The sequence below is a fragment of the Cupriavidus gilardii genome (assembly GCF_008801915.1).
In the GTDB taxonomy this organism is placed as follows: Bacteria; Pseudomonadota; Gammaproteobacteria; order Burkholderiales; family Burkholderiaceae; genus Cupriavidus; species Cupriavidus gilardii.
In genome coordinates this window covers 210,835-232,471 of sequence record NZ_VZOV01000002.1, presented here as the reverse complement: position 1 = coordinate 232,471, position 21,637 = coordinate 210,835, and the positions used below count along the sequence as shown (strand labels likewise).

Annotated in this window: 19 protein-coding genes; 7 read left to right on the top strand and 12 right to left on the bottom strand. The window is 64.1% G+C overall.

Annotation, left to right across the window (positions count from 1 at the left end):
* Positions 1–58: 58 nt before the first annotated feature.
* The 7 genes from clpK (at position 59) to F7Q96_RS03885 (ending at position 9,401) form a co-directional block, all read left to right on the top strand.
* Positions 59–2,908, top strand: coding sequence for a heat shock survival AAA family ATPase ClpK (clpK, locus tag F7Q96_RS03915; protein WP_053821287.1), 2,850 nt, complete (start codon positions 59–61; stop codon positions 2,906–2,908).
* A 17-nt stretch (positions 2,909–2,925) separates the two neighbouring features.
* Entirely contained in the window at positions 2,926–4,356 is a 1,431-nt protein-coding gene (gene cls / locus F7Q96_RS03910) for a cardiolipin synthase (RefSeq protein ID WP_034050559.1), read from the top strand.
* A 27-nt stretch (positions 4,357–4,383) separates the two neighbouring features.
* The gene (gene ftsH, locus F7Q96_RS03905) at positions 4,384–6,267 is read left to right on the top strand and encodes an ATP-dependent zinc metalloprotease FtsH (protein ID WP_053821288.1); all 1,884 of its coding nucleotides are present in this window, start codon (positions 4,384–4,386) and stop codon (positions 6,265–6,267) included.
* Entirely contained in the window at positions 6,264–6,704 is a 441-nt protein-coding gene (gene trxC, locus F7Q96_RS03900; RefSeq protein WP_028914928.1) for a thioredoxin TrxC, read from the top strand. Before ftsH ends, trxC begins: the two co-directional genes overlap by 4 nt.
* Positions 6,705–6,779: 75 nt before the next feature.
* Complete coding sequence (locus F7Q96_RS03895; protein WP_053821289.1) at positions 6,780–7,250, top strand: phosphate-starvation-inducible PsiE family protein; 471 nt, start codon at positions 6,780–6,782, stop codon at positions 7,248–7,250.
* A gap of 7 nt (positions 7,251–7,257) precedes the next feature.
* Positions 7,258–8,223, top strand: coding sequence for a zinc metalloprotease HtpX (locus F7Q96_RS03890; RefSeq protein WP_151022151.1), 966 nt, complete (start codon positions 7,258–7,260; stop codon positions 8,221–8,223).
* Between the two features lie 23 nt (positions 8,224–8,246).
* Positions 8,247–9,401, top strand: coding sequence for a S1C family serine protease (locus tag F7Q96_RS03885; protein WP_053821291.1), 1,155 nt, complete (start codon positions 8,247–8,249; stop codon positions 9,399–9,401).
* An 81-nt stretch (positions 9,402–9,482) separates the two neighbouring features.
* Here the strand turns inward: F7Q96_RS03885 and F7Q96_RS03880 are convergent, their stop codons facing one another.
* The 12 genes from F7Q96_RS03880 to F7Q96_RS03825 form a co-directional block, all read right to left on the bottom strand.
* Positions 9,483–9,950 (bottom strand): lysozyme, encoded by a 468-nt coding sequence (locus F7Q96_RS03880; protein WP_170265834.1) that lies wholly within the window; start codon positions 9,948–9,950, stop codon positions 9,483–9,485.
* Positions 9,947–10,423, bottom strand: a complete 477-nt coding sequence (locus tag F7Q96_RS03875; protein ID WP_053821292.1) for a hypothetical protein — start codon at positions 10,421–10,423, stop codon at positions 9,947–9,949. The genes F7Q96_RS03880 and F7Q96_RS03875 overlap by 4 nt, the downstream gene beginning before the upstream one ends.
* Positions 10,420–10,719 (bottom strand): DUF6127 family protein, encoded by a 300-nt coding sequence (locus F7Q96_RS03870; protein ID WP_053821293.1) that lies wholly within the window; start codon positions 10,717–10,719, stop codon positions 10,420–10,422. The genes F7Q96_RS03875 and F7Q96_RS03870 overlap by 4 nt, the downstream gene beginning before the upstream one ends.
* A 67-nt stretch (positions 10,720–10,786) precedes the next feature.
* On the bottom strand, positions 10,787–11,140 hold the full coding sequence (locus F7Q96_RS03865) for a DUF2793 domain-containing protein (protein ID WP_053821294.1): 354 nt from the start codon (positions 11,138–11,140) through the stop codon (positions 10,787–10,789).
* Position 11,141: 1 nt separating this feature from the next.
* Positions 11,142–13,364 carry a phage tail protein gene (locus tag F7Q96_RS03860; protein ID WP_053821295.1) on the bottom strand — a complete coding sequence of 741 codons (2,223 nt, stop codon included), beginning with the start codon at positions 13,362–13,364 and terminating at the stop codon, positions 11,142–11,144.
* Positions 13,361–13,585 carry a hypothetical protein gene (locus F7Q96_RS03855; RefSeq protein WP_053821296.1) on the bottom strand — a complete coding sequence of 75 codons (225 nt, stop codon included), beginning with the start codon at positions 13,583–13,585 and terminating at the stop codon, positions 13,361–13,363. The genes F7Q96_RS03860 and F7Q96_RS03855 overlap by 4 nt, the downstream gene beginning before the upstream one ends.
* Positions 13,582–13,812, bottom strand: a complete 231-nt coding sequence (locus F7Q96_RS03850; RefSeq protein WP_009521773.1) for a hypothetical protein — start codon at positions 13,810–13,812, stop codon at positions 13,582–13,584. The genes F7Q96_RS03855 and F7Q96_RS03850 overlap by 4 nt, the downstream gene beginning before the upstream one ends.
* Positions 13,813–13,821: 9 nt before the next feature.
* A complete protein-coding gene (locus F7Q96_RS03845) occupies positions 13,822–14,625 on the bottom strand; it encodes a phage BR0599 family protein (RefSeq protein ID WP_151022149.1) in 804 nt (267 codons plus the stop codon).
* Positions 14,622–16,304 carry a hypothetical protein gene (locus F7Q96_RS03840; RefSeq protein WP_151022147.1) on the bottom strand — a complete coding sequence of 561 codons (1,683 nt, stop codon included), beginning with the start codon at positions 16,302–16,304 and terminating at the stop codon, positions 14,622–14,624. Before F7Q96_RS03840 ends, F7Q96_RS03845 begins: the two co-directional genes overlap by 4 nt.
* Positions 16,305–17,447, bottom strand: a complete 1,143-nt coding sequence (locus F7Q96_RS03835; protein ID WP_151022145.1) for a hypothetical protein — start codon at positions 17,445–17,447, stop codon at positions 16,305–16,307. It abuts the gene before it with no gap.
* A 21-nt stretch (positions 17,448–17,468) separates the two neighbouring features.
* Complete coding sequence (locus F7Q96_RS03830) at positions 17,469–18,440, bottom strand: MBT domain-containing protein (RefSeq protein ID WP_151022143.1); 972 nt, start codon at positions 18,438–18,440, stop codon at positions 17,469–17,471.
* A gap of 2 nt (positions 18,441–18,442) precedes the next feature.
* On the bottom strand, positions 18,443–21,637 hold the full coding sequence (locus F7Q96_RS03825; protein ID WP_151022141.1) for a tape measure protein: 3,195 nt from the start codon (positions 21,635–21,637) through the stop codon (positions 18,443–18,445).

Here is a 21,637-nt window from a genome sequence, read left to right as displayed (position 1 = left end):
AGATGAGGCACCGTGATCGGCGGTGCCTCGTCAGATCAATCTTTACAGGAGCATCAGCATGGCCAGAAAACAATGCCAAGTCTGCGGCCAGCCCGCCACGGTGCGGGTGGAAGCCAATCTCAATGGTCGCCACAGCACCATGCTGTTGTGTGACGATCACTATCGCCAACTGGTGCGCCAGCAAAAGCGCACCGTCTCACCGCTGGAAGCCTTGTTCGGCTCGCGCAGCGGGCTGTTCGAAGACTTCCTTGGCAGCGACTTCTTCCGCATCGGTGACGACGCACCGTCCATGGCGGCCGATACCGACGAGGTCGTCGATGCCTCGTTCGGCGAACCCGCCCCGGCCGGTACGGGCACCGCGCGCCGTCGCGGCAGTGGGCTCGCCAGCCGTATCAGCGAACAGTCCGAGGCCCTATTGCAGGAGGCCGCCCGACACGCTGCAGAGTTCGGGCGCGCCGAAGTCGATACCGAACACCTGCTGCTGGCGCTATCCGACAGCGACGTGGTCAAGACCATCCTGGGGCAGTTCAAGATCAAGGTCGATGACCTTAAGCGCCAGATCGAATCCGAAGCCAAGCGCGGCGATAAGCCGTTCGAGGGCGAGATCGGCGTGTCGCCCCGGGTCAAGGACGCGCTCAGCCGTGCTTTCGTGGCCTCCAACGAACTCGGCCACTCTTATGTCGGGCCGGAGCATTTCCTGATCGGGCTCGCCGAGGAAGGCGAAGGTTTGGCGGCCAACCTGCTGCGCCGTTACGGCCTCACGCCGCAAGCGCTGCGCCAGCAGGTAAGCAAGGTGGTCGGCAAAGGGGCCGAGGATGGCCGCGCCGAGACGCCGACCAACACACCCGAGCTCGACAAGTATTCGCGCGACCTCACCAAGATGGCGCGCGAGGGCAAGCTCGATCCGGTCATCGGCCGCGCGCAGGAGATCGAGACGACCATCGAAGTGCTGGCCCGGCGCAAGAAGAACAACCCGGTGCTGATCGGCGAGCCCGGCGTCGGCAAGACCGCCATCGTCGAAGGGCTGGCGCAGCGCATGGTCGCCGGCGAAGTGTCCGAGACGCTGCGCGACAAGCGTCTGGTCGAACTCAACATCAACGCCATGGTGGCAGGCGCCAAGTACCGCGGCGAGTTCGAGGAGCGCGTGCAGAAGGTGCTCAAGGAAGTGTCCGAGCACCAGGGCGAGCTGATTCTCTTCATCGACGAGGTGCACACCATCGTCGGTGCAGGCCAGGGTGGCGGCGAAGGCGGGCTGGACGTGGCCAACGTGTTCAAGCCGATGATGGCGCGCGGCGAACTGAACCTGATCGGCGCTACCACGCTCAACGAGTATCAGAAGTACATCGAGAAGGACGCCGCGCTGGAGCGTCGCTTCCAGCCGGTGATGGTGCCCGAGCCGACGATAGCGCAGACCATGATGATCCTGCGCGGCCTGCGCGACACCTTCGAGGCGCACCACAAGGTCAGCATCACCGAGGATGCGATCATCGCCGCCGCCGAGTTGTCGGACCGCTACATCACCGCGCGCTTTTTGCCTGACAAGGCCATCGACCTGCTCGACCAGGCGGCCGCACGCGTGAAGCTGTCGGCCACGGCCCGCCCGGTGGCGGTGCAAGAGCTGGAGTCCGAACTGCACCAGCTGCGGCGTGAGCAGGACTATGTGGCCTCGCGCAAGCAGTACGACAAGGCCGCCGAGCTGGGCAAGCGCATCGAGGCCAAGGAGACTGAACTCAAGAAGCTCGTCGAGGAATGGGAACGCGAGCGCGCCTCGGGCAGCGCCGAAGTCAAGGCCGAGCATGTCGCGCAGATCGTCTCGCGCCTGACCGGCATTCCGGTCAACGAGCTGACGGTGGAAGAACGCGAGAAGCTGCTGCATCTGGAGCAGCGGCTGCACGAGCGCCTGGTGGGCCAGGACGAAGCAGTGCGCGCGGTGGCCGATGCCGTGCGGTTGTCGCGCGCGGGCCTGCGCGAAGGCAGCAAGCCGGTGGCGACTTTTCTGTTCCTCGGGCCGACCGGCGTGGGCAAGACCGAGCTCGCCAAGGCGCTGGCCGAGTCCATCTATGGCGATGAAGGTGCGCTGCTGCGCATCGACATGTCCGAGTACGGGGAACGCCATACCGTGGCACGCCTGGTGGGGGCGCCTCCGGGTTACGTCGGCTACGACGAGGGTGGCCAGCTCACCGAGAAGGTGCGGCGCAAACCCTACAGCGTGTTGCTGCTGGACGAGATCGAGAAGGCTCACCCCGACGTCTACAACATCCTGCTGCAGGTGTTCGACGACGGGCGGCTCACCGACGGCAAGGGCCGGGTGGTGGATTTCACCAATACCATCATCATCGCCACCTCGAACTTGGGCTCGGACATCATCCAGCGTCGGCTGAAGGCCCGTGGCGCCGCCGGCGAGGAATACGAGAAGACCAAGTCCGAGGTGATGGACGTGCTGCGCGGACACTTCCGCCCCGAGTTCCTCAACCGCATCGACGAGATCATCGTCTTCCATGCGCTGGGCAAGGAGGAGATCCGCCATATCGTCGGCCTGCAGCTCGATCGTGTGGCCCGCAACGCCGCCAGCCAGGGCGTGACGCTGACCTTCGATCAGACCTTGATCGATCACTTCGCGGAGGAAGGCTACAAGCCCGAGTTCGGCGCGCGTGAGCTCAAGCGGCTGATCCGCAGCGAGCTGGAAACTGCTCTGGCGCGCGAGATGCTGGGTGGCGGTATCGGCAAGGCCGATCACGCCAGCGCCCGCTGGGACGACAAGGCCGAACGGGTGGTCTTCGAGCGCCAGGAGCCACCCGCGAAGCCGGCCGAGCCTGAGAAGCCCGATGCCGCGAACGTGGCCGAGACGCCGCCGAGCGACGCGAGCAAGCCTGCGCGCAAGAAGAAGTCAGCGGGCGGCGAATCTTGAGTCATGGGGAGGCTGTCGTGTCCGACCCCAACGGGCTGACATGGGCAGCCACCCTCGTGTCGCTGGCGGTCGCTATCCCCACAGCGGGGCACGCGGTCATCTACAAGCGTGACCCTCGATCGGCCACGCTGTGGGTGCTGCTGATCGCGCTGTTGCCGCTGGGCGGTTCGCTGCTGTATGGGCTGTTCGGCATCAACCGTTACCAGCGGCGGGCGCGGCGGCTGTTTCCGGGGGCAGATCCTGCTGTTCGGCAGGACCTCGCGCCTACGATGCCCCAGGCCGTATCGGCGCCGTTTGCCGGCCTGGCGCACCTGGTGGGACGTGCCACCGGCCAGTCGCTGACCAGCGGCAACCGCATCGAGCCGCTCGTCGATGGCGAGCAGGCCTACCCGGCCATGCTCGCTGCCATCGAGTCGGCGCGGCACAGCGTCGCGCTGGCTTCGTACATCTTCGACAGCCAAGGCATCGGGGCGCAGTTCGTCGATGCGCTGCGCCGGGCTCATGAGCGCGGCGTGCAAGTGCGGGTGCTGATCGACGACGTCTATGCCCGCTGGAGGCCCCGCAGCGCCTACCGCGCCTTGCAACGCGCCGGCGTTCCGGCGGCGACGTTCAACCCGACGTTGATTCCCGCGCGCCTGCATGCCGCGCATCTGCGCAATCACCGCAAGCTGCTGGTGATCGATGGCGAGACGGGTTTCACCGGCGGCATGAACATCTTCAGCCCGTATTGGCGGCCCGATGCGCCGGAGCAGGCCTGTCACGATTTGCACTTTCGTCTGCGCGGGCCGGTGGTTGCGCATCTGATGCGGTGCTTCACCGATGATTGGTGCGATACCACGGGCGAGCGGCTCAGCAAGGGTTTCTGGGGCGAACCGCCCGCAACGGCTGATGAGCAAGGAACCTCTTGGGCGCGCGGCATCGAGGCCGGTCCCGATGAGGCCCTGGACAGGATGCGCTGGACCTTCATGGGCGCTTTGAGCGCGGCGAAGCATTCGGTGCGCATCTGGACACCTTACTTCGTGCCCGATCAGCCGATGATCGCGGCGCTGAGCACGGCCGCGTTGCGCGGCGTGCGCGTCGAGGTGCTGACGCCCGCAAACGGCGACCATCTCACGGTGCAATGGGCCGCGCGCGCCCACTACTGGCAGGTGCTGGAGCACGGTGTACGCATCTTCGAACGGCCTGGCCCGTTCGACCACAGCAAGCTGATGCTGATAGACGGCCAGTGGTGCTGCCTGGGTTCGGCCAATTGGGATGCGCGCAGCCTGCGCCTCAACTTCGAGTTCAATGTGGAGGTGTACGACACCGCGCTGTCTACGCGGCTGGAATCCCTTTTTGATGCCGCTCGTGATGCGTCGGGCGAGATATCGGCGAAGGCGTTGCGCGCCCGCCCGCTGGCCATCCGCTTGCGCGACGGGGTGGCCCGTCTGTTCACCCCCATTCTCTAGCGACACGACTTGCGAGGAACATTGCCCATGGAAAAGAAAGATCAATGGAACATTGGCTACTGGATCGTCGCCGGCCTGTTGCTGCTGACGCTGCAGAACTACTGGCAGGCGGCCAAGACCGTCGAGCCCGTGCCCTACAGCGAATTCGAGAAGGCGCTGGCCGAGGGGCGCGTCGCCGAAGTGCTGGTGTCGGACCGCACGGTCACCGGGCGCCTGAAATCGCCGGACAGCCGGGGCAAGACCACCATCGTGGCCACCCGTGTCGAACCCGACCTGGCCGAGCGGCTGTCCAAGTACGACGTGCCCTATGCGCGGGTGGTGGAAAGCACCTGGCTACGTGATGTGCTCTCCTGGATTCTGCCGGCGGTGGCCTTCTTCGGCGTCTGGTTCTTCCTGTTCCGCCGCTTCGCCGAGAAGCAGGGCATGGGCGGCTTCCTGAGCATCGGCAAGAGCCGTGCCAAGGTATTCATGGAGAAGAACACTGGCGTGACCTTTGCCGATGTCGCTGGCGTCGATGAAGCCAAGGCGGAGTTGGTTGAGATCGTCGATTTCCTCAAGAATCCGCAGGAGTATGGACGGCTCGGGGCGCGCATCCCGAAAGGTGTGTTGCTGGTTGGCCCGCCCGGCACGGGCAAGACCCTGCTGGCCAAGGCCGTGGCGGGCGAGGCCGGGGTACCGTTCTTTTCCATCTCAGGCTCGGAGTTCGTCGAGATGTTCGTCGGCGTGGGTGCAGCGCGCGTGCGCGACCTGTTCGAGCAGGCCCGCGGGCAGGCGCCGGCCATCATCTTCATCGACGAGCTCGATGCGCTGGGCCGCGCGCGCGGTGTCGGCGGCCCCATCGGCGGCCACGACGAGCGCGAGCAGACCCTCAACCAGCTGCTCACGGAGATGGACGGCTTCGACAGCTCGGTCGGGCTGATCATCCTCGCCGCCACCAACCGCCCCGAAATCCTCGACCAGGCGCTGCTGCGCGCCGGTCGCTTCGACCGTCAGGTGCTGGTGGACCGGCCCGACAAGAAGGGACGGCTGGACATCCTGAAAGTCCACGTCAAGAAGGTGACGCTGGCTCAGGATATCGATCTCGAACAGGTGGCTGCGCTGACCACGGGCTTTTCGGGTGCAGACCTCGCGAACCTGGTCAACGAGGCCGCGCTGGCCGCGACCCGGCGCAAAGCGTCCGCCGTGGAGTTGCAGGATTTCACCGCCGCCATCGAGCGCATCGTGGCGGGCCTGGAGAAGAAAAACCGAGTGCTCAATCCCAAGGAGCGGGAAACCGTGGCCTATCACGAGATGGGGCATGCGCTGGTGGCGCTGGCGCTGCCCGGCACCGATCCGGTACACAAGATTTCAATCGTTCCGCGTGGCATCGGTGCACTCGGCTACACCCTGCAGCGGCCCACCGAAGACCGATTTCTGATGACACGTGCCGACCTGGAGCACAAGATCGCCGTGCTCCTGGGAGGGCGCGCGGCTGAGAAGCTCGTGTTTGGCGAGCTGTCCACAGGGGCTTCAGACGATCTCGCGCGGGCCACCGACATCGCCCGCGACATGATTACGCGCTTCGGCATGGATGAGGGCTTGGGGTACGTTGCTTTTGAGGCACAGAGGCCGCGTTTTCTTGATGCGCCTGAACTGGTACAGGGTGGCTGCCGGGTAGCCGAATCGACTCAGACACGCATCGACCAAGCCATCCGTGACATCGTGATGGGTGTGTTTGATCGTGCATACCGAATTCTCGAAATTAACCGAGAAGTGCTGGAGCGGTGCGCGCGCGAACTGCTCGCACGGGAAACGCTGGATGAATACAGCATCCGGCAACTGACGCAAGGGCTACAGCTCGAATCCCCATGTCACAGCGGCCCAACTGCCGGAGCCATTACTTCCTCTGTGTCCCAAGGAGCCACCTCATGAGTGACAGCATTCATATCGTCTGCCCACACTGCCAATCCATCAATCGCGTGCCAGCCAACAAGTTGGCAGAGAAGCCCAATTGCGGGCGGTGCCAGCACCCGCTGTTCACCGGAGAACCCATTGATCTGACCACAGCGACCTTCGCCCGTCATCTGGAGCGCAGTGACCTGCCGCTGCTGGTTGACTTTTGGGCGCCGTGGTGCGGACCGTGCAAGATGATGGCGCCGCAGTTCGAGCAGGCAGCCTCCCTGCTTGAACCCAAGGTGAGGTTGGCCAAGGTAAATACCGAGGCCGAGCCTCACCTGGCCGCCCAGTTCGGTATTCGCAGCATTCCAACCCTGATTTTGTTCCGAGGGGGACATGAGGTTGCACGTCAGGCGGGCGCCACGGGCGCGCAGGACATTATGCGCTGGGTGGCTTCGCAATTGCCCCGATGATTCAGGTGCAATCGAGTCGTCTTCTCGGACTCCCCGTTCCATTAACGTTTCATTGAAAGAGAGAGCGCAACGCTTATGCATAAAGAATCTGGCCACACGGCCCTTGACAAGATGCGCTCCCAGTGGCGGTTGATGACGGCTTACGAGCGCTTCGAGCAGGTCGTTGCCATCACGCTTTCGGGCGTCATCGCGATTGTGATTGTGATTTCGCTGATTCAGTTGATTCGGCTGGTGTTCACACTGCTCGTCATGGATGCGCTGAATCCACTGGATCATAAGGTTTTCCAGCTGGTGTTCGGTGCCACCATGACGCTGCTGATCGCCATGGAATTCAAGCATTCGATCGTCAAAGTGGCTCTGCGCAAGGAAAGCATCATCCAGGTCAAGACCGTCATTCTGATCGCGATCCTGGCACTGGCCCGCAAGTTCATCATCCTAGAACCCGACGTTGATCCTGCCAAAGTGGCCGCGCTGGCGGGGACGGTACTGGCCTTGGGTCTGACCTATTGGCTCATGCGTGAACGCGATGACCGCAAGAGCGAGTAATGGAGGCATGACCCCCTATGGTCTAGTCGGCCGACACGATGCCAGGTCGAGGCACCGCTGGCTCAATCGCTTTCAAACCGCGCTGCTGGTTTTGACCCTGGTGGGGATCGCAGCTGCCGCTGGCAGTCTGCTGTTCGGCGAGATTGGCCTTTGGCTGGCACTGGCAACATGCGCATTGACCCTGCTGATCGAACCTGTCGCCGCCTCCGCGATGACCTTGCGTCTGTATGGCGCCCGTCCCTTGCGCCCTGATGAAGCCCCCGCAATCTGGTCGTTGCTGCGAGCGCTCGCAGCTCGCGCAGGATTGCCGAACACGCCGGTTCCGTACTATGTGCCCAGCGACATCGTCAATGCCTTTGCCACCGGCTCCAGGCGCCTTGCCTCCATTGCCCTCACCGATGGCCTGCTCCGCAGCCTGAGTATGCGCGAACTGCAAGCCGTGCTGGCGCATGAAGTCGCGCACATCGCTCAAGAAGATCTTCGTGTCATGGGCTTGGCCGATTCGATCAGCCGGCTCACGAACCTGCTGGCGTTGTTGGGTCAGGTCGCGCTCCTGATCAGCATGCCAGCCTTGCTGGTCGGTGCAGCAGAAATTAACTGGATTGGCTTACTGTTGTTGGCCGCTTCGCCGCAACTGGCACTGCTCGCACAGTTGGGTCTGTCACGTGTGCGAGAGTTCGATGCCGACCGGATGGCAGTAGAGCTGACGGGAGATCCGCACGGGCTCGCCTCGGCGCTGGCGAAGATCGAGCGGGTGAGCCGCTCGTGGCGCGCCTGGTTGTTGCCCGGCTGGGGGAATCCCGAACCGTCCTGGTTGCGCACGCCTCCGGCGACAGCGGATCGTATCGCGCGCCTGCTGGTGTTGGCGCCTCAGCCATCGCAGACCCTGCCGTTCCAAACGGAATATCTCGCGCCAAGGTCGTTCGCCCCGATGCGCCCGCCACGCCGGGGCCTGAGCGGCCTTTGGCGCTAAATCACTCGAAAGGAACCCCCGCCATGGCTTACCACGATCCTTACCCACAACGCCCAGCTCCGGATCATTTCGTCCGGCGGTGGCTCTTCATCACCGCGTGTGTTGCCGCACTCATGCTCTTGTGGCAGTTTCTGCCCGCCATCGAAGCCTGGTTCAGCCCGCGCGAAGCTGCCGAGCGCACCGTAACGCCGCGTGGCGACCTGGCCGCTGATGAACAGGCCACCATCGAACTGTTCGAGAAATCCCGGGCATCGGTGGTCTACATCACGACGTCCCAACTGGTACGAGATGTCTGGACGCGCAACGTCTTTTCCGTGCCGCGCGGGACGGGTTCGGGTTTCATCTGGGATGACGCCGGTCATGTCGTTACCAACTTTCATGTGATTCAGGGGGCGTCGGAGGCCACTGTCAAACTGGCCGACGGCCGCGATTACCAAGCCGCGCTGGTCGGCGTGAGTCCGGCCCACGATATCGCGGTGCTCAAAATCGGCGTCGGTTTCCAGCGCCCGCCCGCCGTTCCGGTCGGCACCAGCGCAGACCTCAAGGTGGGACAAAAGGTGTTCGCCATCGGCAACCCCTTCGGCCTGGATTGGACACTCACCAACGGCATCGTGTCCGCGCTCGATCGATCGCTGCCCGGGGAATCTGGCGGAGTGACCATCGAACACCTGATTCAAACCGATGCCGCCATCAACCCCGGCAACTCGGGTGGGCCGTTGCTCGATTCGGCCGGCCGCCTGATCGGCATCAACACAGCGATCTACAGCCCTTCCGGTGCATCGGCTGGGATCGGCTTCGCCGTGCCGGTGGACACGGTCATGCGTGTGGTGCCACAACTCATCAAGACCGGCAAATACATCCGTCCGGCGCTTGGGATCGAGGTAGACGAGCAGCTCAACCGCCGATTGCAGGCACTGACCAGTACCCAAGGCGTGTTTGTGCTCCGTGTCGCCCCTGGCTCAGCGGCGCAAAAGGCGGGGCTGAGCGGTATCACCGTTGGCCCCGAAGGCATCGTGCCGGGAGACCGTATCACAGGCATAGACGGCGCTCCCGTCGACGATGTCGCCAAACTGCTCGCACGGCTTGACGACCGAAAGGTAGGAGATGTTGTGGTCTTGTCAGTTGAGCGGGCCGGTAAACCACGGGAAGTGCGAGTGGAGTTGCAACCTGGCGCCTGATCTGGAGTTGAGGACTTCTGGGGATCGGCAAAGAATAGCGATGGGATGCATGAAGTATTCGCGCCGCAGAAACTCGATGCCCTACACTTTGGTGTCCAGTAAGGAAATTTCAGCCTCTCGTCGCGCGAAGAGTCCCGGCAGCACTTTGCCGCCACCATAGACCCATCGACGCAGCTCTGTTGCGGCTGCACCCCAGTCTCGTTGGTTGATCCGCCGTCGCAGCGTCGAGGTCTGCAGCCGCCCCGCCCCGAGGTTGAACGTGAAGTCCACGATGGCAGCGAGCCTGCTCTCTGGCTCTGTGGCCAGCACCGGGCAGTAGCGCAGCGTCGCGGCGAGTGCCGATTGCAGGTCGCGCGCCAGATAGACCTCAGCTTCTGCCTCCGTGATCGGCGAATGCTTGGGATCGCAGAGATGGCCGTACCCAATCGTCCAGAACCCTGCTGGGCAGATATAGGGAACGGCAGTGATCTCGATTCCGCGCTTCACCTTACGCTCGAATCCCTCAAAGCGCTTGGCCAGTTCGATGGCCGCCTTCGGCACCTCGATCACGGCCGCACCCGGTCAAATACGCGCCCGAGGAACCAGAAGTTCAGCACCCCGGCCCAGAGGGCTTGGTCTGCCTCCGTCCAGGCATACAGGATGGCAACGCCCCAGCCTGTGCCACCTGTCACAGCGGCGGCGACTGTTGCTGTTTTGGTCGCACAGTACAGCGCCATGAACCAGTAGGTGATGACCGGGCGGACGCTGGAGCTCAGCGCATCGGCCCAGCGCACACCGGTTTTCTCGCCCTGAGTGCGAACGGCTTCGCGCAAGGTTTCGATGGCTCCGACGTTCCATGCCGCGTCGGCACCCGCGCCGATTTCCGACATTCGCTGCGCGCCGCGCAGCTTCTCGAACTCCAGCGCCTTGTCCTGCATCGCCAGTTCGTGGCCACGCTCTCCCTTGCGGTCAAGCCATTTGAGGATTTCAGGTGCAAGACGGAAGGCCCCGCCGAGCAATCCTCCGAGCAGGGTCTCGATCATTGCGAGCCTCCCATGAGCTTGAACTTGATCGCGGCGCCGACCAACAGCGCGGCCAGCAGGCCAGTGGTCAGCACCTTCACGAAGGTCTGCCAGGCGGTGCGACGGGCGTCGCGCCAGGCTTCCAGCAGGTCGCGTAGCTCGCGAATGTCTCGAGCGGCGTGGCCGTTTTCCAGGCCGAGGTGGGACAGGACTCGTTCCGCGCCGCGCTCTGCAGCGTGGGCAAGTAGTTCGCCGAAATCCTCTTTGCGCAGCAGGACCATGTTCTCGACGAGGGCGGGTTTGGCGTCTTCGGTCATAGGTGGTCTCCAGAAACGAAAAACCCGCCACGTGGGCGGGTTCGAGATAGTGGGGTGGGGATGCGGTTCAGATGGGCAGGCCGGCGCTCCAGCCGGTGGGCTTGTAGACGGCGAGCACGTCCTCGTCCTCGATGAAGCAGGTCCAGCCGATCTTCGGGACGTAGAAGAACCACGCACCCTCAAGGCGCACTGCAATCTGCCCGGCCTTTCCGGCCCACGCGCCTGTGGGACTGGATGCCACGATGTAGCGCTCGCCGTTCGCTGGAGCGGTCGGCGGGCTTGCCAAGGTGCGCGACTTCACCGACAACTGCAGCACCGCATCGAGCAGTTTCAGGTTGGCATCCATTCCGGTGTTCCATCCCGACTCGCGGGCGCTCCAGCCGTAGTTCATGCCCAGGTTCGGGCCGATCAGTGCTGCCATTTCATTCTCCGTAGGTGGCCCCGTAGAACATGCCGTAGCCACGGCACTCGGGGATGTCGATCTGCTGGGCCTGCCAGCTGGTGTACCCGTCGCGCACCGCCTCGACCTTGACGGTCAGTTTTTCGTTCGGTCGGTTCAGGCCGCTTTCGGCGACTTCGGTGGCCATCGGATAGGTCCAGCTCGTGCCGGTCACTCCCGTTTCTACGTGCTTGAGCGTGCCGGCCTCGCCATAGATCCGCACGGTGTACGTCGTGCCTGGCTCCGGCCCGATATTGGTTTCTCCCTGCGTCACCAGATAGGAGGTCTGCAGTACCCGGCTGCGGTGTGCCCAGCTGACCGTCAGTTCCCCCGTGATGTGACTCACGGTGTAGTCAAGGTTGTTGACCCTGAACCTGCCGGGTGGATAAGGCCTGATCTGCCGCTTGGCAAAGGTGTAGCTGATCGCGGCGGCCGAGGCTTCCGCCAAGCGCCCCATCCCGGTCGCGGGCAGCACCTTGGCTTGCACCGTCTCGCCGCTCAGATACTGGGCCGTGGTGTAAAACTGCCCACCTTCGACGAAGTACAGCCGGGTGCCGGCCGCGTGTTTCGCGGGTACCGTATCCAGCACGCCGCGATCCACCGACACGGTGCCGGCCGCGACATCGATTGCCCTGACCGCAACCAGTTCTCCGCCGAGCTGCGCGTAGGTGTCCAGCGCCACTAAATCCAGATCGACGCTGTAGAGGACATTCAGCACGGTTTCGGTTTGCCCGATGTCGTTCGCCAGCACGCACGACGGGACGAAGTCGCCGACACCGATCTTCTCGAAAGCCGCCGAGCCCTGCCGGGTCAGTACCGTGTAGTTGATGGCTGCATTCGAGGGCCGCACGACGGAGACAGACAGGAATCCGCCGTCCGGATCAATCTCGGCCTGTGCGGCGGCCGACTCGCCGGTGAGCTCGCGCACGAGGGTCCAGTACGGCAGTTCGCTCACCGACACGAAATTCGCCGCGATCGGCGCTTGCCGGGGATCGACCCAGCCGCTCTCGGCGGGTACGAGATAAACGGCATCAGGCAGGCCGAACACATCCTCGACACAGGTGATCCGCACCCGGCCGTCGGCCAGCGTCCCGTAGCTGATCTGCGCGACCCTAAGGATCAATTGCTCGATCCGCAGCTCGGGCCAGGAGAATCTGAACACGTCGCCGATGTTGAGGCTGGCGGCCGTGCGGTTGGCCACCAGCGTGACCTTCGCCAGAGTGGACGAAAGCTGACGCAGATCCCGCATCGCGAGGCGTGCGGCTAAGGCGCCGTTGGCCACGCCCTCGTAGCTGACCTTGGCATCCTTGATTTCGCCCAGGCTGCGCTCGATGCCGGCAATGTCTTGTACCGAGATCGACACGCTCTTGTCGGTTGCCCGGTCGTGGTACGAGAGCGTGACCTGATTGACCAATTCCTCGGGCAAGGTGCGCTCGAAGGACTCCAGCCGGATAACGTTGGTCTGGTTCAGTTCCAGCAGCGTCGCCGGGTCGTAGTCGTCTCGGGTCAGCTTCAGCGTGAACAGCCCCGTGCGCGGGCTCACGTAGATCGAACCGTCGATGTGCTGCAGGATGCGCTCGATGAAGGCCTCGATATCCTGCTGCTGATCCCACAGGATCGAGAGACCGAAGCTCTCGGCGTAGAGCGTGTCGGCGGCGGCACGGAACGACGCATCGTCGATCTCGGCCGGACTGTAGCCCCGGCCCCAAGTGCGGTCGGTCAGGCACTCATAGATGATGTGCGCCGGATTCATGTCACCGTCGATAGCGGCCTTGTCCGAGTACCACTGCGGCGATCCGTCGGAGCGCCGGATGATCCGCGTCACCTCAGCGCTCCACGGTTTGATGTAGGGGTTCATCGCCGACAACTGCGGTTGACGCAGCACCAGCGACACCACGCCCCGAAAGGCCGGTACGTTGGCGCCGAGCCTGGAGACGAGGTAATCGTTCGGACCGTCTGAAGCATTTCCCATCACCAGGTCGACGGCACCGACGATGCCACCCTCGCGGTCGTCGCCGCCAAATAGCTCGGGTTGGTTGATGGTGATCCGTCCGCTGGACGTCAGCGCCCCCGACCACGCCGTGCGCTGGCCGACCACGATACTGTTCAGCGAATCGATCGGGCCATGGCACAACGCCAGATGCATCCCGGCATAGTAGCGGTAGCCGACTGTGACGCTCTTGCTGCCTTTGCCGCCACCGCTCATGCCTTGGCCTCTGTTTCTGCCTGCTCGACGTACTCGGCCAAGCGGATCGCCATCGCGTCTCCGGTGGCACGCAGCCAGTCGGTGCTCACGCCCTGCTGGCGAAAATCATCGAAAGTCACGCCGTCGCGCGGAAACCAGCGGCGCAGGCCAGCATTGCAATAGCCCAGCGCCTTGGCATCAAGGTGGGTGGCGATCTGAAGGTTGCTGCGCTGTTCGCTCATTTCTTTCCACCCCCCTTGGTCTTGATCGGCGTTGTCCGCACATCGCCGAACCACACGCAGTTCGGCTGCTTGATCGTGCGCGTACCGAATAGCACCGGGATCGGGCTGTCGGTCGCGGCGACCGGCGCATCGACATCGCCGGGTTGCGGCGTCGTGGTCTTGGGTTTCGGGGCGAGCAGCGACGACAGAACCGTCGTGATCACCCACACGATCAGGTATTGCCACATGGAACATCCTCAAACGATGGCGTCCCCGGTGAAAGGGTTCTTTACCGGGATGTAAGGAAAGCCGCCGTAGTTCAGCTGGTTGCCGAACTTGGCGGCGCAGGTCGCGAGCGTGTGGTCGCAGCCCGGATAGGCCTCGAAGGCGTCGCCCGCCTTCAGTCCCGGAATCGGCGCTGAGAGGGTCACCGCACCGCCGGAGCTGGCGACGATCATCCGTTGCGCCCCGGCGGCCATCAGCCGGCCGCCGACGAACCAGGCAATCGGCTTGGGCAGGAAGACCGAGGCGGTCACCTCCAACCCCGCCACGCTCTCGACGATGCCGGCCGTCTTGTAGTCGGCCGCGTTGACCTTGCAGCCGCCGTGGTACAGCGGGTGGCGACAGTTGATCTGGTAGTTCGCCCGGCGTCCCGAACGCTTGAGCGTCGTAAAAATCGGCTCGCAGCGCATCTGCACAGTGATGCCGCTGAACACCACCGACACGACGCGCCCTTTCCACCAGGTGATGAATTCCGTACCCGGGTCGGACAGGTGCTGACGAAAGATGGTGAGTGACAGCACGCCATCGGGCGGGGTCACGATGAAGGACTGTACGACGCCAATGTCGAGTGCTGCTTCCAGGTTCAGCATCGCACGACCGAATTCCTGCGTCTGCTCGATCTCCGAGCGCCGGATCGGCGCCGAGATGTATTTCTCGCCGTTGTAGGTCACAGCATCCCGCGCTGACGTGTAGCGCCAGACGGTGGTCCCCAGCGCGAAGCGATACAACTCGACCGGCTGGCCGGCATGGAGGCTGTTTTCTTGGTTCTGATAGGTCATCCGTTGATGCTCCGAATAGGCAAAGTCACCCGAACCACACGATCCGTTTCGAAGAAAAATTCCACGGCATCGCTCTCCAGTCGGGCCAGTTCCAGGAAACAGACGATCCGGAAATCGGACGGCGCGCAGGCCACACCCAGCGCGGCGTCGATCCGCATCCGCTCGACGACCCCGTCCACGAACTCGAAAGCGGTGATCCGTCGCAAGAACCAGGTGCCGTTGTTGTGCAGAAAGGCCACGTCCCGCCGGCCGGGCATGGCCTGGTAGTAGGTGGCGAAGCCTCTGGCCTGGACCGGAATTTCCGTTGCATCCAAGGTGAAGGGCTGAGCGACTTCGAGGCCACGCTCCCACGTCGGCACCCAGAAAGGCACCTGACGACCTGCACGGGCCGCGAGCCAGCCTCGCATCGCAGTGAGCCGGGTGCGGTCTGGCAGCAGGTACTGGTGGCGGCGCACGATAAAGGGCCGGTTCGGGCTGTCGATCACCGCAGGCGTACCGGTCTCAACGTCGAACACATCGGCGAGTCGCTGATAGTCGATGCTGACGTCCTCGACCCGGTTTGGATGCAGCAGCAGCGTGTCGTAGCCTCGGTACTGAATCGGTGAACTCGTCGCCGCCACTGGCGAAGCCAGGTCCTCCAGCTCGAAGCGCAATTTGGCCTGGGAGATCGCCGCCGTTGGCCGGGTCACGGTCTGCTGGGCGGGTAACCTTCCTAGCCGGGCCGGGGCGATCCAGGAGCCTGCGGGCCAGTTCCCCAAGGCCGGGCGCTTGAGCGTGATCGTCCCGGCGGTCAGGGACAGGACTTCCAGTGCCTCGCTGGCGCCAGCGCTTGAGCCGACGATGGCCAGCCCACCGGCGTGATAGTCCAGGTCCGTGGTACTCACGGCCAGCACCGTGTCGCCGGGATGGATGGCGGCCGCAAGCCAAGCCTTGTCGGTCCACACCGGCACGGCATAGACGCGCGACTGCCAGACGTTCATCAAGAGATCAAGCTGCCCGCCGTTGCCGTACTCCAGCACGTCGAACTCGAACGAGCGCCGGGGATCGGTCCGCAGCCGCACCCGCTGCTCCCCACCGTCACGCATCGTCAGCACGTCAGTCAGCCATTCCAGCCGCTCGGTGAAGCCGCCTTGCCAATCGTGCAGCAGGCCCATGACCAGCACGCGGCCATAGCTGATCGCCAGATCCCGTGTGCCGCCAGCCGAGAAATGCAGCGTCAGCAGCGTATCGACGAAGCTTGGGCCATCGAGAGTGGCCGTGACCTCGTAGAAGATGTCCTCCAGCCCCCGCATCCTTGTTGGCGGGAAGAACCCCAGGGACAAGCCCTCGGTGTCGCCGTCCAGCTGGAAAATCGTCACCGGGTCCAGGAACGCATTCCAGACTTCGACGGTACGGGTTGTGGGAATAACGAGATTGCCGAACTCGATCCTGGACGGCTGCAGGTAGATCCGGTAGTAGTAATCCTGGGAGAACGAGGCGCAGTGTGCGCCAGTCCGCGCGATCAGTGCCTCGGGCGACGGCTGGCCGCTGGCGATGACACCGACCGCACCAGCAATGGCCGCGATGACCGTGGTCGGTGCGTAGTACGCAGGTCGACCATCGTCCCACAGGCTGTTCATCCCGGTGGCCACTGCGCCGCCCAGGATGTTTGACGTGAAGGCTCCGGCGAAGTCGGGCATTTACATCACCTTGCGGTAGGCCAGGCCGTAGTCGTAGCTGACCGGTTCCGCCCCGAGCGTGTAGGCCTTGTTCCACAGTGGGAAGATCTTCCACACGTCGGTGCCAAGGGTCAGCTCGTCGCCTGGGTTGAAGTTCGAGATGTTCAGGAAGCGCACATCGGGGAATTCGCCGAGCAGCGTCCAAGTGCCGACGTAGGGCGTGCGATTGACGCCAACGTAGCAGGGCAGCATCGGCGCCAGACCGTTGTAGCTTTGCGGCGAGCAGTGGTAAGCCAGATCGTGCGCCAGGGTGTTGAGGGAGTTCTGGGTTCCGGACCCGATGTAGCCCGCGCGGTTGTTGGTCGCATTGGCGTAGCTTGAGCACCCGTAGGCGTCCAACTGTTCCGTCGTGTACGAGCCGGTCGAGATCAGCCGCCAACCGACCGTCCAACCATCGATGTCGGCTCTGACATAACTACCCGGATAACCGTTCGATGCAAGCGATGCCCTCGACGGTCCCAAGCCGTTCGCACCGAAAGGAATCATGTGATTTGAAGTGTTGAACGCATTGGGCGTCGTCGTGAACGACTCGATGGGGCAGCCTGCGGTCAGGTACTGCCCTCCGGCAAAAGCGCCGTACTTGTTGATGAAACCGAACGACAGGTGTCGAAAACGCCCTGGCATCTCCTCAATCACCACATGGATGAAGTCTCCGCTCGAGAACAGGTGGTAGGCGTAGAGCGAGGTCGCCATCGGCCCGACCATCACGAATTTGCGATTGTTGGTCTGCAGGTTGGCCGCCACGCCTGCGGAGAAACCGTCGCACACCCAGGCCTCCAAGCAGGCATAGGTGCCGTTGACGCCGTTCTTGTAGAGCTTTTTATTGACCGCGAACAGCTGGTAGGACACGCCGTTCTTAGACAACACGGCCCGGTTCGCCGTCAAGCTGGTTTCCGACTGATTCCGGTACGCATCGGAGCTGCTGACCGAGGAAATCATCGACGTCGTGCCGGCGTGGGCCGCGCCACCGGTCGATCCATAGGTCGGAAACGTCAGCGTAAAGGTGTCGGTAGCGTTGGCCGTCCAGCCATTGGCGACCGCAAAATTCTTGATCGCCGTCAGCAGCGTGTTGATGTCCGCCGACGCGCCGGTGATGTAAGCCATTGAATCGCCTCGAGCAAGTTCTCAGTTCAGTTGAATGGCGGCAAAGCGCGCCGCATTGGTGGAAGTCGCCGCCTGGACGACCAAATGGACTTTGCCGGCCACCGTCACGGTGTCGCCAGCGGCCACCCCGAAGCCGGGCACGGCGAACACGCCTTGCAGCTCGCCCCAGACGTTGAAGGGACGGGAGGTTCCGCAGTCATAGAGGATGGCCGGCAGCAGCGGACTGGCGCCGTTCGGCAACTGCGTGAGGTTGCCCATGTCGTAGCGCCCTACGCTGTTCCTCCTGGTCTCCTGCGACATTGCCCAGGGCCAGGCGCGACCGGTGTAGCTCGTATCGAAGCGGTTGGTGCCGACCCAGCCGCCGCTCGGCTGCAGGATAGCTGCGCTGTAGCTGCCGTACTCACCATCGTTGCGCCAGAACGCGCTGCCCGCGATATCGAGATCCGAACTTTGATAGTTGTCGCCGCGCGAGGTGTTGGCGCCGATGAAGAGCGGATACGGGTACTGCGACGGCGTGCCGTAGGGCAGGAAAAACCCCGCGTAGAGCGCCCCCCAGTAGGCCGAGGACTTCGCCACTACGATGAAGCGGCGGCCGTTGGCAACGAACCAGTAACTGATCGCGCTGTTGAAAACCGGCATTCTCGGCAAGATGCCGAGCGAACCCGCCCCCGAGAGCAAACTGCCTGGTTGGCCTTCCGGGGTGCTGATCGAGACGGAGCTTTGCCACGATTGCGAGCCGAGAACCCGGATGGAATACGCGGGTGCAGCCGCGTCGGCGAACAGACAAACCTGCACATAGATCGCATCGCCCGCTGAGGAGCCTGGACCGCGCAGTTCCACCAGCTCGCGTTTCGCATCCAATGTAAAACTGTCGCGACGCAGCAGCGTCCAGGCCTCACCGCCAGCGACCAGGGTCGCATCGGCGGTTAAAAAGGTGATCAGCTTGTTGAAGAGATCGGCGGCATTGAGTGCCGTGCCAGAAGTCCAGGCCATACCTATCTTCCCAGGATGTTGCGCACCGACGTGGCGTTGCGCTGGATGAGGTTCATCACCGTGCGCTCGCCGGCGCTGCTGTTGAGGTAATCGGCCGCCATCGCCGGGTCGATCACATTGACGATGCGGATGTTTTGGTTCGTGGCTGACTGCGCCGGGGCCTCCGGTACTAGGCCGCCAGCGGCAAAGGCCAGTCGCCCGCCTTGGATGCGAGGCCCGGCAGACAAACCGTTGATGGCATCCAGGAAGCTCACGCCGAGCCGTCCCACCGCGCGGGCATTGACCACGTACTCGCCGTGCGAGAGTCGCGCCGGAATGGAATCGCTGGTCGATGTGCCGGGTCCGGTCACGTAGCCCCCCGACGCAAACCCGAAGAACGACGAGATCAACGCGCCCAAGCCTCCGGCACTGCCTGCCGTGCCACCGCCCATCAGGCTGCCGAACAAGGCTTCGGCCAGTTTCTGCGAGGCGATGCGGTTGATCGTCTGCAGCACGGATCGCCCGAAATCCGCGAATGCGTCCTTGGCCGACTTGGCGCCGCTGCCGATGTCCTGGAACAGTTGCGCGAAACCATCCTGCACCGCGCCGTCGATGGCCAGCGCCACGTCGTCGACGACCAACTTCACCTGCGCGATCTCGTTCTTCCACGCTTGCACCCGGGCGACGGCGTCCGGGCCAATGGCTGTGGCGGTAGCCTCCAACTGCGGCAGCAGAGCATCGAGCGATTGGCCGGTCTGCCGGTGCAGCGCGAGGATCTGCTGGCGAGCTTGCGATTCGGTGAGCAGGCCCGACTGGCGCTGCAGGTTGATCGACTCCTCGGAGGCACGCATCCGCGCGAGCGTGTCGTTGAACTGTCGCTCGTAGTCGGCCAGATCGGCCGCCGCCGCTTTGACGTCGACCAGCCTCCCGACGGTGGCCGCGCCCTCGGTGTCACCCTCGGTGCGCAGCCGCGCGATCAGGCTCTGGTACTGGCGCTCGATGGCCGTGCGGCGATCCTGGCTGGTTGCGGTACCGGTGAGATCGAGCAATTCGTCGCGAACCTTGGCGAGTTCCTCGCGCAAATCGCGCTCGGCCTGGACCGCTTTGCGGGCATTGGCGACCTCGACGTCGGCGCGCTTGTTGTTGAGGACCGTGAGCTCCGCTTCGAGCTTGGCGACCTCGGACTTCGCTTTGATGCGAGTGGGTTCGTCCTTGCCGGTTTTTTGTAGACGTTGCTGCTCGATGAGTGACACCTGTGCGCGGCGGATTTCCGCATCGATCTCCTGCTGCTCGATCCGGGTCTTGGCCGCGTAGTAGTCCTTCAGCGAGATCAGCCGGTCTTCGAGCGCCGCATCCAATTCCCGCGCCTGGCGATCCAGTGCGTCCTTGAGGATCTTGAATTCCGCCTCGGCCTGCGCCTGTACCAGGGCCAGCTTGGCGGCCTCGACACCCTTGTCGGGAGCCGGCTTGGCCGGTGGTTGCGGGCGACCGAATACGCCGGGCTGGGTTTGCTCAGGTCGGATGCGACCGGCGATGGCCTGAGCGGCTTCCCCGACGTAGTCGCGCGTCACGGCGTCGCGCACGGTCCCCGCCAGTTCCTTGCCGAAGTCGCTCATCTCGCCAAGTCGGCGGCCGAGGACGGCACGCAGCGACTGCATCGAAAAGTCGCCGCTGAAGGCCGCTGCCACATCTTGACCCAAAGCCTTCGCCAGCTCCCCGATGTCGGAGAAGGCATTGCGAAAGCGCTCGACCATGAAGGCGGCCGTGATGCCGACAATGCTGCCGACCGCGTTGAAGGCGCCGATGACACCATTGACCATCGTGCGGATGGCAGATCCGATGGCTCGGATCGCATTGAGCATTACCTCGCGCACGCGCGCCCAGCTCAGATTGTTGGCGCCGACCAGCCGCCCCAGGGCGCTGACGACGTCGCCGACCTTCTCGACCACCAGGTCCCAGGTGGCGCTGATGATCTGTTTGATCGAAGCGGTCTTGCCGCCGAACTCGACCACGGCGTTGCGCGCCGAATAGAGGGCCCCGGCCAAAAGCGTCACCGTGGTCACGATCACGCCGATGGGGCCACCCAGAAGCGCCAGAGCCCCGCGCAACAGCCCCGCCGCACGCCCCAGTAGGGATGTGGACGCGACGGCCTGTGTCACGGCACCGCTGGCGGCACTGGCTTGCAGCCGAGCCTTGGCCGCATCGGCGACCAGTGCGCTGGTGGCGAGGCCTTGCGCCCGCGCCTGGGCCAGGGCGGCATCGGCGAGGCGGACCCGTGCCAGCGCCTCGGCTTCCAGCGTGCGCAGGTTGGCTAGCCGCGCCGCCGCCTCCGCGCGGGCGGCGGCAATGCTGGTTGCAAAGGCACCCGCCATCCGACCGAAGGCGGCGACCAGCACGACGCCAGCCAGATCGATCAGCAGTTCCAGATGCTGGGCGACGAGTTGGATCGCCTGCGCCAGACCTGCGGTCAGGCCGGAGCTCGCGTCGCGCTCGCCGAATGCACGCTGAAAGGCATTCTTGAGACGGGTGAGCGCGCCCGAGACCGTATCGGGCAGGCTCGCGTATTCCTCGGCCAGACGCGCCCTCTCCTTTAGCAAAGCATCGAGCACCGCTTCCGAGGTGATCTTGCCTTCTTGCGCCAGGGCCCGCAGCGCGCCCAGCGGCACGCCCATGCCGTCGGCAATGGCCTGCGCCAGACGCGGTGTCTGCTCGATGACCGAATTGAATTCCTCGCCGCGCAGTTGCCCAGAGGCGAAGGCCTGCCCCAACTGCAGCAGCGCACCGGCCGCCGCCTCGCTGGACGCGCCGGAAAGCGACACCGCCTGGCCGATGGCATCGGTAGCCGCCAGCACGTCCGCCTGCGAACGACCCAACGCCTGCACCGACGGCGCGAGCCGCGCGTAAAGCGTGACGGTCTCTGCCAGCGGCGCGCGATTCTTCTGGGCGATCTCAAATAGAGCCGCGTCGGCGCGGTTGAATTCCTCTTGGGAGGTGACTGCGAGCTTGAGCCGAGCCTGCAGGTTCTTGTACTGGTCGGCCACCTCCACCAGTTCGCGCACGCCCAGCCCGACCCCAATGGCCCCACCGATGCGGGACAGGACGGCGCCGACCTGACTGGCTTGGTCGCGCAATTGCGACAGACTGCCATTAATCGACTGGAAGGCTCGCCTGGTCTCATCGACTGCGGTGATGAGGATCTGGGCACGGTTGTTCGCCAT